The sequence below is a fragment of the Lactobacillus kefiranofaciens genome (assembly GCF_014656585.1).
GTDB lineage: Bacteria > Bacillota > Bacilli > Lactobacillales > Lactobacillaceae > Lactobacillus > Lactobacillus kefiranofaciens.
Genome location: NZ_CP061341.1, coordinates 156543 through 173544, shown reverse-complemented (window position 1 = coordinate 173544; position 17002 = coordinate 156543). Strand labels below are relative to the sequence as shown.

The 17002-nt window shown below is 38.4% G+C and carries 17 protein-coding genes and 1 pseudogene; 5 read left to right on the top strand and 13 right to left on the bottom strand.

What is annotated here, in order from left to right; all coding sequences use genetic code 11:
* Positions 1-107: 107 nt before the first annotated feature.
* Together ICI50_RS00855 and ICI50_RS00850 are read left to right on the top strand one after the other, a co-directional pair.
* Complete coding sequence (locus ICI50_RS00855; protein ID WP_477218255.1) at positions 108-317, top strand: bacteriocin immunity protein; 210 nt, start codon at positions 108-110, stop codon at positions 315-317.
* Between the two features lie 86 nt (positions 318-403).
* A complete protein-coding gene (locus ICI50_RS00850; RefSeq protein WP_244964964.1) occupies positions 404-1798 on the top strand; it encodes an IS3 family transposase in 1395 nt (464 codons plus the stop codon).
* A 54-nt stretch (positions 1799-1852) separates the two neighbouring features.
* On the opposite strand, the pseudogene ICI50_RS00845 reads toward ICI50_RS00850, so the two are convergent.
* From ICI50_RS00845 to ICI50_RS00820, 6 genes and pseudogenes are all read right to left on the bottom strand, one after another.
* A pseudogene (locus tag ICI50_RS00845) lies at positions 1853-2665 on the bottom strand (ribonucleotide reductase large subunit); the annotation flags it as partial.
* On the bottom strand, positions 2658-2942 hold the full coding sequence (locus ICI50_RS00840) for a cation-transporting P-type ATPase (RefSeq protein WP_188891769.1): 285 nt from the start codon (positions 2940-2942) through the stop codon (positions 2658-2660). The gene ICI50_RS00840 and the pseudogene ICI50_RS00845, both read right to left, overlap by 8 nt.
* 98 nt (positions 2943-3040) lie before the next feature.
* Complete coding sequence (locus ICI50_RS00835) at positions 3041-4324, bottom strand: carboxylate--amine ligase (protein ID WP_013855162.1); 1284 nt, start codon at positions 4322-4324, stop codon at positions 3041-3043.
* 21 nt (positions 4325-4345) lie between these two features.
* Positions 4346-6295 (bottom strand): asparagine synthase (glutamine-hydrolyzing), encoded by a 1950-nt coding sequence (gene asnB / locus ICI50_RS00830; RefSeq protein ID WP_013855161.1) that lies wholly within the window; start codon positions 6293-6295, stop codon positions 4346-4348.
* A gap of 123 nt (positions 6296-6418) precedes the next feature.
* A complete protein-coding gene (locus ICI50_RS00825; protein ID WP_025084220.1) occupies positions 6419-7816 on the bottom strand; it encodes a metallophosphoesterase family protein in 1398 nt (465 codons plus the stop codon).
* Between the two features lie 53 nt (positions 7817-7869).
* Entirely contained in the window at positions 7870-8355 is a 486-nt protein-coding gene (locus ICI50_RS00820; RefSeq protein ID WP_013855159.1) for a hypothetical protein, read from the bottom strand.
* A 153-nt stretch (positions 8356-8508) separates the two neighbouring features.
* Here ICI50_RS00820 and ICI50_RS00815 point away from each other — a divergent pair, with 153 nt between their 5' ends.
* A complete protein-coding gene (locus ICI50_RS00815; RefSeq protein WP_056940802.1) occupies positions 8509-9081 on the top strand; it encodes a DNA-3-methyladenine glycosylase I in 573 nt (190 codons plus the stop codon).
* A gap of 43 nt (positions 9082-9124) precedes the next feature.
* On the opposite strand, the gene phnE (ICI50_RS00810) is transcribed toward ICI50_RS00815, so the two are convergent.
* From phnE (ICI50_RS00810) to ICI50_RS00790, 5 genes are all read right to left on the bottom strand, one after another.
* Complete coding sequence (gene phnE / locus ICI50_RS00810; protein ID WP_013855157.1) at positions 9125-9937, bottom strand: phosphonate ABC transporter, permease protein PhnE; 813 nt, start codon at positions 9935-9937, stop codon at positions 9125-9127.
* The gene (phnE, locus tag ICI50_RS00805) at positions 9937-10722 is read right to left on the bottom strand and encodes a phosphonate ABC transporter, permease protein PhnE (RefSeq protein WP_013855156.1); all 786 of its coding nucleotides are present in this window, start codon (positions 10720-10722) and stop codon (positions 9937-9939) included. Before phnE (ICI50_RS00805) ends, phnE (ICI50_RS00810) begins: the two co-directional genes overlap by 1 nt.
* On the bottom strand, positions 10722-11495 hold the full coding sequence (phnC, locus tag ICI50_RS00800) for a phosphonate ABC transporter ATP-binding protein (RefSeq protein WP_013855155.1): 774 nt from the start codon (positions 11493-11495) through the stop codon (positions 10722-10724). Before phnC ends, phnE (ICI50_RS00805) begins: the two co-directional genes overlap by 1 nt.
* 27 nt (positions 11496-11522) lie before the next feature.
* Positions 11523-12455, bottom strand: coding sequence for a phosphate/phosphite/phosphonate ABC transporter substrate-binding protein (locus ICI50_RS00795; RefSeq protein WP_013855154.1), 933 nt, complete (start codon positions 12453-12455; stop codon positions 11523-11525).
* A gap of 351 nt (positions 12456-12806) precedes the next feature.
* A complete protein-coding gene (locus ICI50_RS00790) occupies positions 12807-13298 on the bottom strand; it encodes a universal stress protein (RefSeq protein ID WP_013855152.1) in 492 nt (163 codons plus the stop codon).
* Positions 13299-13448: 150 nt separating this feature from the next.
* Here ICI50_RS00790 and ICI50_RS00785 point away from each other — a divergent pair, with 150 nt between their 5' ends.
* Complete coding sequence (locus ICI50_RS00785) at positions 13449-14252, top strand: tyrosine-protein phosphatase (RefSeq protein WP_013855151.1); 804 nt, start codon at positions 13449-13451, stop codon at positions 14250-14252.
* Between the two features lie 18 nt (positions 14253-14270).
* Here ICI50_RS00785 and ICI50_RS00780 read toward each other — a convergent pair whose 3' ends face one another.
* Positions 14271-14774, bottom strand: a complete 504-nt coding sequence (locus ICI50_RS00780; protein ID WP_013855150.1) for a PTS sugar transporter subunit IIA — start codon at positions 14772-14774, stop codon at positions 14271-14273.
* A 115-nt stretch (positions 14775-14889) separates the two neighbouring features.
* On the opposite strand from ICI50_RS00780, the gene ICI50_RS00775 reads away from it, so the two are divergent.
* Positions 14890-15366, top strand: coding sequence for a nucleoside 2-deoxyribosyltransferase (locus tag ICI50_RS00775; protein WP_013855149.1), 477 nt, complete (start codon positions 14890-14892; stop codon positions 15364-15366).
* 400 nt (positions 15367-15766) lie between these two features.
* Here the strand turns inward: ICI50_RS00775 and nagA are convergent, their stop codons facing one another.
* Positions 15767-16921 carry an N-acetylglucosamine-6-phosphate deacetylase gene (nagA, locus tag ICI50_RS00770; protein ID WP_013855148.1) on the bottom strand — a complete coding sequence of 385 codons (1155 nt, stop codon included), beginning with the start codon at positions 16919-16921 and terminating at the stop codon, positions 15767-15769.
* Positions 16922-17002 lie beyond the last annotated feature (81 nt).

The following is a 17002-nucleotide window of genomic DNA, read 5'->3' as shown; positions in this document are numbered from 1 at the left end:
GTTTCATGTTTTTCTAGGACAATTTTATCGCAGCTTTTTTCGATGATATGTATAATGAATTAAATATAAACAAATATAAGACAATTAGAGATGCCGCAGGCTTAGTTATGCGAAAGTCTGAAAAAGGTGATCATCCTTTGGCTTATACGAGCAAACTAGTCATGTATATTCAATCGCAAATTGCATTCAAACATTTATCTTTAACTAATCAGCAACAAAAAATATTAAAAGAACTTCAAAAAAGGTCACAATATGTTAACTTAAATTATGTTTATACCAGCCCGCTTAATGATATTAAGCAATTTAAACAAGAATAATTTTTCCTACTCATATAAAAAAAGCAGCTAAAGTAAACACTGATATGAACCCCGAAATTCGGACAAGAATTTCGAGGTTTTTATTTATGTCTAAATTATCCAAACAAGATAAAATTGATATTTACAATAATTGGAAAAATTATAATATATCAGCTAACCAGGCAGCTAAGGAATATGGAGTAAATCGGGCAAACTTGTTTTATCTAATTACGTTAGTAGAACGCCATGGGATAGAGATTCTTGATACTGGTTATACAAACTACTCAGTTGAATTTAAGGAGAAAGCTATCAGAAGAGTTCTTTTTAATCACGAAGTAGCCGATCAAGTATCTTTAGAATTAGGATTGTCTAGTCGGGGCATGATTTATAATTGGATTCGCAAATATAAAGAAGATGGGTATAATGTCATTAATCATAAGAAAGGCAGACCTACCCATGAAGGACAAAGACAAACAGATTCAAGAGCTTCAAAAGCAAATAAAGGACCTCAAACGGAAGAACTTAAGACTTACTGTCGAGAACGAATTTGTAAAAAAATTGAACGCCTTAGTCTCACAAAGAACCAGAGACCAACAGCACAAGAAATAGTTTCTGTGGTTACACAGCTAAGGCAAGAATTATACGTAACCGTTAGTTTTGTGCTTGATACAATTAATTCCAATCCTGATCTGCCGCATTTATCACGCAGTAATTATTACTACACACTAGGCAAGGATGACAAAGATTTAAAGAACGAAAAAATCATGAAGCGGATTAAGAAAATATTCGAAGAGCACAAGCCTCGATATGGTTATCGCAGAATTACTGCTCAATTGCGTCGTGAAGGCATTATAGTCAATCATAAGCGTGTTAAGCGCTTAATGGTCAAAATGCATTTATATGCCATTTCGATTAGACGCAGATTTAAATATTCAAGCTATAAAGGAACTATTGGAAAAATCAAGCCCAATTTAATTAAACGTCATTTTGCGGCGATTATCCCAGATAGGCATTGGTACTCAGATATTACTGAATTTCACCTTAATGGAGAAAAGCTTTATCTATCACCTGTGATGGATGGCTGCAGTCAAGAGATTGTTGCTTATACATTAAGCCGTCATCCAGTATTGAAACAAGTAATGGACATGCTGGATCAAGCTTATCAAAAGCATCCAGCTCTTAATGGCTTAATTTTTCATACTGATCAGGGCTGGCAATATCAGCACGCAGCTTTTCAGGCATGGCTTGAACATCATGGTGTTTCCCAGTCTATGTCACGCAAGGGCAATTCATTGGATGATGGCTTAATGGAGGGCTTCTTTGGCATTCTTAAACGAGAAATGTTCTATGGCTTTGAAAAGACATTCAAAACCATGGATGAATTAGAACAAGCAATCAAGGAATACATTCATTACTACAACCATGATAGAATTAAAACAGTACTAAAAAACCATACTCCGATAGAATATCGAAATATGGTTTTAAATAAAGCAGTTCAATAATATGTCCCAAATTTGGGGTTCATATCACACTTTAGCTGCTTTTCTATTATTAAACTAAATCATACATTTCTGGCATTCTGCACCATTTTGAATTAAACATTCGTCTGCAGTCAAGTTCTCACTACCAGCTAAAACTTTTTCTCTTATTCTAACATAATAAATTGAGTTGCATCGCTTTTTAAAGGCATAAATATAAGCCTTATTTAAATCTCTTGTTGTTGCATTATCTTCAACAAATAAAGTTAACGAAATTGATTGATCAACATACTTTTGTGCAGCAGCTGTAATATCAATAATAGCATTAGGTCCTACTTCATATGCACCCTTTTCGTAATACTCATAATTGTCTTTATTAATCTTATAAGCTGGTACATAAATTCGACCCAAATCAGCCTCTTTGCGTGTTTCAACAGGAGCTACTACTGGCTGCAAACTTGGTGTACATGAAGATAAATAACTAATTGATCCAGTAGGTGCAACTGCTAATAAGTTAGCATTAGCTATACCTGTCTTTTTAATTTTAGTAATCAATTCTTCCCAATCTTCTTTAGTTGGAATAACTAATTTATATTTAGCTACAATTTCTTTAATCTTGTCTGTTTTCGGTGAGACTTCCTCATCAATAAATTTTTTGAAATAATCACCACTAGCATATGATGAATCTTTGAATCCTTTAAAAGCACCATACTTTTCAGCTAATTTATTTGATTCTTTAAATGCATGGTATGCAATTGTATAAAAGAAAATCCCTGTAAATTCAACTGCTTCTGGTGAATCATAATAAATATGATTAGTTGCTAAAAAGCCATGTAAATTCATTGCTCCTAGACCGATTGCTCGATTAGCTTTATTTCCCTTTTCAAATGATAACAAAGTCATCCCAGTGATTGATAATTGCGGAAACAATCGCTGCTGCTTCAATCATATATGCAATTGGACCAGTAAAGTCCTTCAAGAACTTAAGCCATAACGGTTCACTTTTGGCCGTAATTGCATTCGGTCCATATTGAGCTAACCGTTTATTAGCTTCTTGATCAGATAATCCTTTTTTCGGATCAACATTTAGTTGCGTGAGTGCCTGCTGCAAATCTTCTTTTGCTAAATCAGGCTTATCTCCCGACTTTTTTGTCTTGTGATCATCCATCGATAATACCTCTTTCCTCAAAAATACTCTGTTCATGCCCATTGTGGAACTAGACCATACAAAAAGCTACTGATATTGATCAGTAGCTTAAATTATAATTATTTATCTAATTTAGCATTTTCTTCTTTGAAGATCTTGCCCTTGTTAACTTCATAGTATGTCTTGTAGCGCTTGTAGTAGTTATGGAACATGTACTTCATCAAGAGCCAGCGCTTAAAATTCTTGTCGTTATCGTAGAAGACAGTCGTACCGTAACGACCTTCACGAATCAATTCGTCTGCCTTGTCCTTAGCCTCATTTTCAAAAGCATATTCGTTAAAGATCTTCTTTGGCACGCCAAGCCACAATTTATACTTAGACTCAAGCTTGTTGCCATAAACAGTCTTCTTGTCCTTCAAGGCATCTTCTACATAATCATCAATGTACCACTTAGCCAAGTTGCAACCATTCAAAGTTACATAGAAGCTAGAACGACCTTGACGCAAGTTGATTTCAAAGAACTTGAATTCCTTGTCTCTTGGGTCGTACTTAATATCGAAGTTGGCCATTCCAGTGTAGTTCAACTTTTCAAGGAATTGTTGGACTTGTTCATACAGCTTTTCGTTGTATTCTGGCAAGATTGCCATATAGTTACCAATTGATTGTGGCGTTGGGTCTTCAAGCAATGGGTGACCCAAGCACATCATCTTAACTTGATGATTCTGATCAACATAAGCATTCAAAGTCCGCATATTAGAGTCATCGCCTGGGATAAAGTCCTGTAAGATCAAGTCAGCCTTGTAGCCGTGAGTATAGATCTTAGTTACGATATCCTTAAATTCAGCCTTATCTTGAATGGCGAAAGTCTTCTTTCGACCTTCAAATTGGCAGTTTAACCAAGAAACAGGATCTTCTGGCTTAAGTTCAACTGGAAAGTCAAATGGCACATCCAAATACTTTTCAGACTTGTAATCAGCCATCGTAATAATCTTGGTCTTAGGATATGGCAAACCATATTCTTCTGCAGTCTTATAGAAACCTTCCTTAGAGATCAGAACCTCTAATAAATCATAATCAATATAAGGTACGATGAAGACCTTGCTCAATTCTTCCTTGTGCTTAGCCAAAAGTTCAGCGTAACCGTCACCACAGGCGATCAAGATTACTGGTTCTTTGTGATCCTTATAAATCTCCATCTTCTTGTGCATTACATCCATGAAAACTGGATCTGCACTAAAGCCGTGATGCAATTCTACATCAACAATGCTCGAATAACGCGTAGCGGCCAATTGGACGTCAGCTAGTGCCTTTACCTTGATCCCGTAAGCTTCATTAAACGAACGAGCCATACCATAAACATTAATATCACTGCCAAGTAAAATTGGCGTAAATTTTTTAGTCATTATTCTCAATATTCCCCTAAATTAAAGCAACTTGCCTTGTTTAATTAAACTAGCAACTTCAGGTTGAACGTGCTGGTACTTCTTAACCGTGTTTTCATAATCAACGAAGAACAACTTGTACCAAACTAGGAAGGTATAGATAGCCCAGATTTGTCTTCTATGTGAGCCATCGCCTTCATAGTTATCGTCAAGCAATTTAATGATCTTCTTTTGATCAAAAATATCATTGACGAATTCTTCTTCAAATAAGCTGCGGACTTGCTTGTAAAAACGTGGTTCCTTTAGCCATTGCTTGATTGGTGTTGGGAAGCCAAGCTTTGGTCGCCTAGCCCATTCATCTGGTAAAACCTTCTCTGAGGCCTTACGCAAAGCATACTTAGTGTCATGGCGGTTAACCAAATATTTAGTTGGAATTGAGTTAGCCAATTCCGCGATCTTCTTATCAAGATATGGTACACGAACTTCTAATGAGTGCGCCATAGAAATCTTGTCAGCTTTTTGTTCGATATCGTTAATCATGAAATGATGCAAGTCGATATATTGCATTTGCTTAACGTTATCGATGCCCTTAACCTTCTTGAAGTCCTTTTGGTAAATACCGTTAACCGTTAACTTATTGCGGTAAGTTGGCTGCAAGATGCTGTTAGCATCTTTAGAAGTGAAGATCGTCGGATAATCCATGTCATAGATCACTGATTGACCAACGTAAAATTCGCTTGGTTCAGCCAAATTGGTATACAGATGCACCTTACCTGGGAAGTTCGGCATCTTTTTAATCTTGTGTGCCAATTTCACTTGCTTCTTCTTAGGCAGCTTCTTGAGTTCACTAGTAAAGATCTTGATGACATTATTGTGCGTGTGCATCCCGTAGTTGACATAGCCTGCAAACAATTCATCGGCCCCTTCACCAGATAGGGCCACAGTAACATGCTTACGAGCCAACTTACACAGGTACCATAAAGGAATAATTGATGGATTGGCATCCGGTTCATCCATGTGATATTGCATCTCTGGGAAGTCACGCATGGCTTCATCAGCATCAACCTTATCGCTAAAGAACTTCCAATGGTTGATATCAGCCAAAGCCTTAGCCTTGGAAGCCTCATCATAAGTTGAGTCATCGAAGCTGACAGAAAAAACATCATCCGGGTTTAACAAACTCGTCAAGTATGATGAGTCAATCCCTTCTGATAAGAAAGCCCCAACCTTAACATCGGCGTTTCTATACAAATCAACGGTTTCCTTCAAGTCATCGTTGATCCGCTTCAACGTTTCTTCAAAGCTCAAGCTGTTCTCTTTATATTCAGCGTCCCAGTATTGGTGCGTCTTCATCTCGCCATTCTTATATTCGAACCAGTGTCCTGCAGGGAAACGATAAACACCCTTGAAGAAGGTCTCTTCCAAGTCGTTATATTGGTTCATCAAATATGGCTTAACTGCTTCTACATTCAATTCACGCTTAAACTTCGGAAATTCTAAGAAGCTCTTTAATTCTGAGCCAACTAATAAGTGTCCATCTTGATTGCTGTAGTACATTGGCTTAATGCCAAAGAAGTCGCGCGCACCATAAAGGGTCTTATTGTTGTCATCCCAGATCAGGAAAGCAAACATCCCGCGAACGCGCTTAAGCAGGCCATCCATTCCCCATTCTTCATAGCCGTGAAGCAATACTTCAGTATCAGCTTGCGTGGTAAATACATGCCCTGCTTTAATTAATTCTTCTCTTAATGGCTTGAAGTTATAGATTTCACCATTAAAAATAATTGCTCTTGTTTTATCTTCATTATAAATAGGCTGACTGCCGCCTTGAAGGTCGATAATCGATAATCTTCTAAAGCCTAGTGCAACCTCATCATTAGTGTAGTAACCGTCGGAGCCAGGTCCACGGTGCTTGATCGTAGCCATCATCTTACCGATTACGGCTTGTTTTTCATTTATCTTTGGATCATAAAATGCGACAATTCCGCACATAATTATTCTTCCCCTAAGTTAATCTCTCTAATTCTGAATATTGTTTGTATACTTGTTTTTACGTTAACTTTTTTATTATAAGCTAAAGACTTGTAATAGCCAAATAGCTTTACCTTTCCTTAATCAAATAAAGTAAAGCCGTCTTCTTGAAGCCGCACCATAACCAAAGACTTGAATACGGTGTCGCTTCAAATCCACATTCACAATATAGCCAGCTGCTTCATTAGCCTGATCAATTTTGCGCTTTAGATTTTTATTATATTTGGTCGTCAAAGAATGGTTAGGACCCATTAATGCAGAGCAATTAAATAAAATATATTGAATGCCGTTAATGTGATATTGGTCTTCGCGATGACGATGACCACACAGGTAAGCCACAATACGAGCATTTTTAACATTAGTAAAGTCAAAATCATTAGATAAACGAAATTCCGCAGGCTGTCCAGCACTCGCATGCATTCGGCCTTTTTCACGTTGATTAAAGGCGACCAGCAATTCATGTAAAGATCTACCATTATATTTCAATGCATTTGAACCTTTGCGGTTAATTGGATTGGCATGACTCATGAAGATAATGCGTTTATTAGAGGATCTGGTTAAAATCTCAATGATCTCTTCAATCTGATCTTCACGCACGGCAAGCGTAATTTTAGTATCGTATTTCTTTTGTCCCTTATTGTTTAACTCATAAGGCAAGTCTGACGTATTAACAGAAATTATCCGAACATCATCGATGTCAAAATAAGCAACTCCATGCTGACGAGAAATATAATGAATGTCCTTTTGACGATACATCTCTGGCCACATAATATTTTCAAATTCATGATCAGGGAAAGAAGCCTTTAAATCATGATGTTCATCAAATTTGTCATTTTCATCATGATTGCCCTTAATAGCTAAATACGGCACAGTATCTGACTTAAAGGATTTCTCTAATTTGATTAATTCGCTTTCGCCTAATAAGCCGGCGTCCGAACCATCAATCCAATCACCTAAATGCGCCTTGAGATCAATTAAGCCAGATTGATCTAGGTAAGAGAATTCTTGCACATGCTGCAAACCATTCCAGCCATAAAAATCAATGCTATCCTTATCCTTAAAATGCGTGTCAGTAATGACACTGAGATTAACTGAATTATAGCCTTCACGGATGTGCTTTTTTACTTCAGCGGTGAAAGTGTCTAGAAATTCTTCCACTAAATAGCGACGCCCGGTCTTCTTACTATGAAAATCACGAAAGCGACCCAATTCTTCACTATACTTGCGCACATATTCTGGTGCTAGATTTGCAGTTGCCTCAGAACTGAGAGCTTGATGCAAGACGCCATCATCACCCTGGTAGACTGTCAAAACGAACTTCTTGCCGTTAGGCGTTCCATCTTCTGCACCTACATGATATTCGCCAATCGTAGTATACTTTTGCATTAGATCAAGCAGATCCCTGCTTTTGTTTATTACAGAGCGTTTCCGTGCTCCAACAAGCCTATCAACTAATCCCTTTGTCTGTTTAAACAAGTTCATATTTTCGCCTCAAAGACAAAAAAAGCCGGCTCTCATGGTCCGACTCAAATAATTTATGCGTTATGTGCTAAAGCGTGAGCAGCAAGTCCAACTGATAATAAAGCATCCTTAGACAATACTTCTTCTAAATCCTTAGCAGCAATTGATTGAACTGCACCAATAACTTTCAAGCTGTAAACAATAACCCGATAATCAATAGTTGGGTTATATAGATCGTCTTCATACGGATTCTCGTGGTTATAAGTTAAGTTAATCTCATCCTTGTCAACATAACCGTCAACGTGATTAGTTAAAATACGGTCATGCAAATCAGACAACTTGCTTGCTAGCTTGATCAAAGTCAACTTATGGTCGCTTTCTGCTTCATAGTATTGTTCTTCGGTCATATCAAAGTAATCCTTGATTGGATTATTCAAAACGCCTAAATTATCAATTACCTTGTAAACAGCTTCAGCGTCAAAGTCTTGCTCACCATTTAAAATTTTGTCTTGTGATAAGGCTAAATCATCAGCCAACATCATGGTATCTAACTTTCCCATATGGTCCTCCTCAAAATTCAACCTTAATTATAACAAAAAAAGCCTATTACGCCTTACTTTAACGCATGAAAATAAAATTTCTTAGGAAAAAAGCGCATTTTTTTGCGTAATAAATAATAGAAGGTTAAAAATATAATTTAAAGGAGAATTTTCATGACTAAACCAACCATCTCTCGTTGTCCTTGGGGCGACACTAAAGACAAAATTGTGCAGGACTACCACGATCACGAATGGGGCAAACTGAATTTAGACGATCAGTATCTCTATGAGATGCTGGTACTGGAACTGTTCCAATCAGGCTTAAGCTGGAGCACAATTTTGCATAAACGGGAAAACTTTAGAAAGGCGTTCAAGAACTTTGACATTAAGCAAGTGGCATTGATGACAGATGACGATGTCAGCCTATTGCTACAGGATAAAAGCATTATTCGCAATCAGATTAAGATTAGGGCAGCGATTAAGAATGCCCGAGCAATTAGCAAAGTAAAGGAGAAATACGGCAGCTTGGCTAAATATTTGCAAAGCTTTGTGCCAACCCAGATCGTGCATCATCCAGAAACAGTCGACGAGGTACCTGCTTCAAACGAAATCGCTCAAGAAATGACAAAACAGATGAAAAAAGATGGCTTTTTCTTTGTTGGACCAGTAATTATTTATTCTTATTTGCAAGGAATCGGCTTGATCAATGATCACTTAGAAAGCTGCGCATTCAAATATAATGGTTAAGAAAAAGCGAGGGCAGCTGCTCTCGCTTTATTTTTTTACAAAATTAAACTAACTTCTTCCGAATCCAACCTGAGATCCAGTCAATAATCACAACCATGATGATGATTCCGAGCAAGATAATGCCTACGCGGTCCCACTGACGATATTGCAAAGCAATGATCAATGGATAACCGATACCACCGGCACCTACTAAACCAAGGATAGATGCGGAACGAATGGAAACATCGAAACGGTATAAAGTATTGGAGATTAGAGCTGGCATCAAGTTCGGCATCGTTGAAAACATAATGACGTGGAACTTGGAACCACCGGCAGCAATGACTGCTTCATTAGGCCCATCTTCCAAGTTTTCAATTGCTTCTGAGAACAATTTTGCCAGCATCCCCACTGAGTGAAAGCCTAATGCCAAAACACCGGCAGCTGAGCCAGGTCCCACAGCCTTAATAAACATCAAGGCTAAAACAATCTCAGGGAATGATCTAATGATTGCCAAAACAATCTTACCAATTCTAGAAGTATACCAATGCTTGTGCTTGGTATGTGCTGCCCAGAAGGCAAATGGCAATGAGATAATGGCAGAAATAAAAGTACCTAAAAAGGCGATACAAATGGTCTGCCACAATTGTGAGATCAAGTCTTCACCGGAACCGTTATAAACATATTTCCAATCAGGATGGAAAATACCGGCAAAGATCGCACCCGCGATTTGACCAGCGGTTGCCTTAATCCCACCAAAGTTAATGCCGGTACATGACCAAACAATCAAGATAATCGTAAAAATAGCGATCAGCCAATGAATGGTTTGTTTCTTACGGTCAACGGGTTTAGCAGGTAATTGCTTCATAGTATTATCCATTATTTCATTAACGCCTCCCGTGACTTAGATGAAACATAGTCAATCAAGACTACGACGATGATAATGACAATGATGATCGTCCCAGTTTGGGCATAGTTGAAGACCTGCAAAGTCTGCTGCAAGTTCAAACCAATACCACCGGCACCGATATAACCAAGGACGGTTGAAGCTCTGACGTTGATTTCAACTGCATATAAAACATAAGAAATAAAGTAGGTGATAATCTGAGGCAAAACCGCGGTTCGAATAATTTGGAACTTGTTAGCACCAACGGCAGTTAAAGCCTCAATTGGACCAGGATCAATCGTTTCAATTGCTTCGTAAAACAGCTTAACCACCACACCGAAGGTGAAGACTGCCAAAGCCATAATACCAGCAACTGGACCAATACCCACGATCGCTACAAAGATTGCACCGAGCAACAAGTCAGGAATAGTTCTGACGATGTTCATAATAAAACGAAGTACGCCAGTTACCGCCTTATTTTTAATAATATTACGCGCAATTAATAGTGAATAAATAAATGCGACCACTGAGCCGATTACGGTCCCCAATACGGCCATTTTAATAGTTTCAATTAGTTTCGGCCAGACAACATTCAGATAGCTCCAGTCCGGATGACACATTTGAACAAAAATATCAGCGAATTGACTCCAGTTTTCAAACAATGCACTGATATGAGTGTTAGTAACATTGATTGAAATGAAGAGTCCTGCAATCATGATAATTGTCCAGACCAAGTTCATGATCTTGAACTTACGCTTAGGTAAAGCTTTATCAGGCATTATTCTGCCTCCTCGCTGCCGTCGCCACCATTATAAATATCGGTGAAGACTGACTTAGGAGTATCCTTCATCTTGCCGTCGTAAACTACTTGACCAGCGCGAATCCCAATTACGCGTTCGCCGAATTGCTGAGCTAGTTCAATGCTGTGCAAGTTAGCCAGAACTGTCATGCCATATTTTTCATTAAGCATCTTCAGGTCATTCATGACTCTGACTGAAGTTTGCGGGTCAAGTGAGGCAGTTGGTTCATCGGCTAAGATGATCTTCGGGTTCTGCATTAATACACGTGCAATAGCAACACGTTGCTGCTGACCACCGGATAATTCATCTGCTCGCGTATAAACCTTGTCAGTCAAGTCCACTTTTTGCAAAGCTTCATAGGCCCTTTGCTTATCTTCCTTAGAAAACAAGTTAAACGTTGTCTTCCAAGTTGGATAATATGCTACTCGACCAACTAAGACGTTGCGCAAAACGCTAGAACGCTTAACTAAGTTAAAGTTCTGGAAAATCATCCCAATATCGCGACGCAATTCACGCAGCTGCTTACCCTTGGCCTTAATAATCGATTGACCATCGATCAAAATATCGCCTGAAGTTGTATTGTGCAGACGGTTGATTGAACGCAGCAAGGTTGACTTACCTGCACCAGAAAGACCAACAACTACTACGAATTCGCCTTTATTAATTGTTAAATTGATATCCTTCAGACCGACAGTACCATTGTCATAGACCTTAGAAACATCCTTTAATTGGATCATTGGCTTATCTGCCATTAAACTTAACTCCCTTAATTTGAATTATTATTTCTTAGTTGATTCAACCATCTTGTCGTACTTACGAACGATGTTGAAGTCGCTATCCTTAGCGTAATCGTAGCCTTCGTGACTATATACGCTTTCAATAACCTTTTGACCTTCCTTTGACTTACCTACAGCGATAAATGCCTTAGCCAGCTTCTTGCGGAATGACTTAGACATGCTTGGAATTACTGAGATGGTGTCGTTTGGAATTGGCTTAGTGAAGTAAATTGGAACAACTTGCTTCATAATCTTAGGATTATCCTTTAAAACAGTGTTACGTGCATCTTCAAAGACAAAGGCAGCATCAGTATCGCCGTTTAATACGTTCAAAACAGCTTGGTCGTGACCAGTTACAGTAACCAACTTAGAATCCTTGGTTACATCCAAACCCTTTTCCTTAAGTTCAGCAACTGGGAATACGTAACCAGCTGATGAAGTTGGGTTTTGAACTGAAATTGACTTACCCTTAAGGTCTTTCCAGGACTTAATCTTTGAACCCTTCTTAACCAAAATTTCGGCACGGTAATTCTTGACTAAGTTCTTAGTTGCTTTACCACCTGGTTGCTTAACGCCGTAACGTTCAGCTTGCAAAAGAAGATCTGCAGCGCCTTGCTTGTGAGCTAAAACATATCCATCTGGTGGAAGGAAACCTACATCAACCTTCTTTGACTTCATAGCTTCTACAACGGTGTTGTAGTCAGTTGACATAGAAACATGAACAGGGATGCCCAATCTCTTGGAAAGCATCTTTTCAAGCGGCTTAGCACGAGCTTGCAGTTTAGTTGCAGCCTGACTTGGCACAAATTGAATAGTTAATGACTTTGGAGTGTAGTTTTCCTTTGATGAACTACTGTCCTTGCTTGAACACGCTGTTGCAACTACTGCAACAAAAAGTGCCACTACAGCTACCAAGATTTTTTTAAATCTTTTCATTATGTCCTCCATGAACAAAATATAGTGATAAAACAAATAAACAAAAGTTATAAAAAAGACTTAACCACGAATCGCCAAAGACGATCAATGATTAAGTCTCTAAATAACATCATTATTAAATAAACGAACGAGAAAAGCGCCTTCACGAGTGGAAGACTTAAGCGCAGCAACAAAAGCATCATTAAAATCTTTTCCCTGCATAAGCAACTTCATCAACTCCCCCTCATGCTTCTACGTTCGTTTGTTAAAATAATACCAAAAGCATTCGGGTTCTATCAAGGCTTTTAAGACTTTTTTACAAAAAAATCGCTAAATGTATTTATGTACATCTAGCGATTATTTATATTTTAATTAATTCTTTTTCATCGTTGGCTTAACTGGGTTATTAGCCATATCAGTTTTAACGATTAATACATCAGCTAAAGCATGTTGGTTAACATATTCAGTTACTGAACCCATGAGCATTCTTTCAACGGCATTCAAACCAGTTGCACCCATGACAATTAAATCATCATGGTGGTCTTTAATGAAGTCGTAAGAAATAATGCGCTTAGGACTGCCATAACGAATGTGATAATCAACATCATCAAAGTTGTAGTTATCATGAGCCCATTTCTTCAAGCTCTTCAAATATTCTTCAGAGTCTTGGGTCATTTGATAGATCGTATCGCCTGAAATTAAAGTATCTTGCATTTCACCCATGAATTGACGGGTATCAATGACACTCAATACATCAACGTGGGCGCCATCTCTTAATCCAACGCGTACTGCTTTGTCAAAGGCTCTTTCAGCTGATTCTGAACCATCTACTGGAACTAAAATGCTTTCTTTATCCTTTGCCATCTTGTTCATCTCCTATAAGTTGTACTAATATTTACTCTCTCTTATTTTAACATAATTTTGTAAGCTGTTACTTTTTCAAATGATTGTTTGATGCGTTTTTTGTTGTTACAATATTGTTCGTGAAACTGTCTAAAGAAAGGGGAGAATTTTTTGACTAAAAAATTAACCAATCAATTAATCGGCGTCACCAGTGGTCGCAACTTCCGTGAACTCGGAGGCTACGAAACTCTATCTGGCAAAAAAATCAAGATGCATAAATTGCTTAGAACCGGCAATTTAGCTGATCTTTCACCATTTGACAAGCAATTCTTGACTGACTATGGCGTGAAATACGACGTTGACTTCAGAAGTAAAGCGGAAGTCGATCAGCAGCCAGATCGCGTACCTGATGGCGTGAAATATATTTATGATCCTGTCTTTAGCGAAGACCTAACCAACTCATCTAAGAGTATCAATGACTTAAACACGCAAGCTCACGATGACGCGGACTTTGGCTTCGACCATATGCATTATGCTTATGAAGACATGATCGAAAGCAAATCTGCCCAAAAAGCTTACCGTAAATTTTTCGATGTTTTACTTGAAAATACTGGCGATGGCGAAAGCGTCATCTTCCACTGCACCGCGGGTAAAGACAGGACCGGTTTTGGTGCGCTGCTTATCTTAACAGCATTAGGCGTGCCACTAAACATCATCAAAAAAGATTACCTGTTAACCAACATCACTACTAAGGACTTTATCGACAACATGGTTGAACATGCGCGCCAAAATGGTCGGAACGATAATGTTTTACAATCAATCCGCGACATTCAAAGCGTTCGACCTGAATATCTAGACCATGCGGTCAAGGTATTAAATGATGATTACGGCAGTATTAACAATTATCTGCGCGAGGTAATGCAGCTCTCCAGCGTCGACATTATGCAACTACGCAATATTTATCTTGAAAAATAATTTCTAGCGAAGAAGGCATCAGCCTTCTTTTATTTTTGCCATGAATTTCTGCTCTAAAAATGCATAAATCGCTTGCGCATCGGTAAAATTAAAGACTTCGCGCAACTCGTTAGCTGGTGTTTTAGCCAAAAAATCCATCACGCTTGCCAAAAGTTGGGCTTGTCCATCTGGATCATTATCCAGCAACATAAACAAAAACTTTACTTCTAATGCTTCATCCGGCTTAATCATATTATGAAAAACTACCGGTTCCCGCAATGAAACGGGAACAATAAGCCGAGTATTAACGAACTCGCCTTCTGTATGCGGGATCGCAATATTGGGAATATTTTTGCCTAAAGTTGAGGTATCTAGACCTGTAGGGAAATCATGCTCACGCTTTACAATATGAGATAAAAAATTGCCCTTTACATAGCCACGCTGCAATAAATTATCATAAACTTCTTTTAAAACCAAATCTTGCTTAGTTTGATCAGTTACAAAGACTGCATCGGGTGTGAAAAGATTTCTAGTATTTGTCATTGGATTTTTCCTCCCTAATGTGGAACTAACATTTTCACCATAAGTTAACAAGACCTTTTTTTCAACCCAAAAGATGGTAAAGTTAACTTAATAATTTTTGATGGAGGAAAAAATAATGGCAAAAACAAAGACTCTTTATTTTGGTGCTGGTTGGTTCAACGAAAAGCAAAATAAAGCTTATCAAGAAGCAATGGCAGCGTTGAAGCAAAATCCTACAGTTGACTTAGAAAATAGCTACGTGCCTCTGGATAATCAATATAAAGGCATCCGCGTGGATGAACATCCCGAATACTTGCACGATATTGAATGGGCTTCAGCTACTTACCATAATGACTTGGTTGGCATTAAGTCTTCCGATATCATGCTCGGCGTTTATCTGCCCGAAGAAGAAGATGTGGGGCTTGGCATGGAACTTGGTTATGCCTTATCAAAGGGCAAATATATCTTGCTCGTCATTCCTGACGAAGATTATGGCAAACCAATCAACTTAATGAGCTGGGGCGTTTGCGACAACGTCATCAAGATCAGCGAACTAAAAGACTTTGACTTCAACCGCCCACGCTTTAACTTCTACGACGGCGCGGTTTATTAAAAAATTAAGCAAACTAAATGACCCTTCGTTATTCTTGCACAAAGGGTCATTTTTTAATTTGATCTATCATAAATAATTGTATCTTTCTAATTATTTCAAGTGACTTTTATTTAAAGTTATTATTCTATGCTCCATCTTGCGAGCCTGGTATGTAAAATGTCACTCTTTTGATAGTTTGGTTAACGCGTGAAATTCAATTTTCAGTGCCCATTGGTATCACAAACCTTTCTTAAAACCTAACTTCATTCATCACTAGGTCATTGGACTCACCTTTTCTTTATTGATTTCATCTTCGTTACACCAATAATATACCATATTCTTTTCAAAAATAAAAGCGCTTACATCTAAAATGACAAAAAAGATACTTCTAGTCACAAACAACTAGCAAGTATCCCCATTCTTAAGCCTTATATCTAGATTTACCGTTCAAATAAGTTTCGCTCAAAGTCATATCTGGATTTAAAATTAAGAAATCAGCATCTTTATCTGGTGCGATTGTCCCACATTGATCCAAAATATGAGCACTCTTAGCAGGAACGTAACTTGCCATCATCACAGCCTTTTCCGGAGTAACGATGTTCCAGTCAACTACATTCTTAATTGCTTGCTTTAATTGCAAAATTGAGCCGGCTAAGTTATCGCCATCCTTCAGGCGAGCCATTCCATCTTTTACATAAACTGGCAATTCACCTAGCATGTAGTCGCCATCAGGCATCATGCCAGCTTCCATACAGTCAGTAATCAAGGCAATATGTTCTGGACCAACGGCATTAATCAAGGCCTTGGCCATTGAAGGCTGAACGTGGTGACCATCACAGATCAATTCATCGGTTACATTATTCAAAGCCATGGCAGCATTAGAGATTGATGGGGTGTGGTGACTTGGATCAGGCATCCCGTTATAAGTATGGGTGAACATTGTTGCCCCTGCTTCAACGCCACGCACTGCTTCTTCAAAGCTAGCGCTTGAGTGACCTAAGGCTACAACGACTCCTTCCTTAACTGCTTCACGAATAAATTCTTTAGAGCCCTTTCTTTCTGGCGCCATTGAAATCTTACGCAGCATCCCATCAGAAGCTTTAAGCCATTTATTAAACTCATCAATATCTGGATCCATCATATACTTAGGATTTTCTGCACCAGCATGCTCTTCGGTAAAGAATGGTCCTTCAAAGTGAATCCCTTGAATCTTGGCTCCTTCTTCTTGACCCTTGTGCTTTGCAAACATTTCACAAATTCTGATCAAAGTTGAGCTAGCAGCCGTAATCGTAGTTGGCATCCAGGAAGTTACCCCTGCGCTAAGCAATCCCTTAGAAATCTTATTAATGCCTTCCCAGTCGCTCTTCATTGTATCTTCACGAAGCGAACCGTGAATGTGCGTATCAACTAAGCCCGGAGCCACCCATTTACCGGAGTAATCAACAATCTTGCCCGCCGGCTTTTCCTGTTCTGGATAAAAGAAGCCAAACTTGCCATCATCTTGAATTTCCAAGTAGCCGCCATTTTCCGTTCTATTTTCTAAGAAAAACTTGTCTGCATGAATGTAATAAGCCATATGAATCTTCTCTCTTTACTTTTTAATAATAATCGCTTTCAATATCTTTATTATATCTAATAAAATTGGTCAATACCAGTT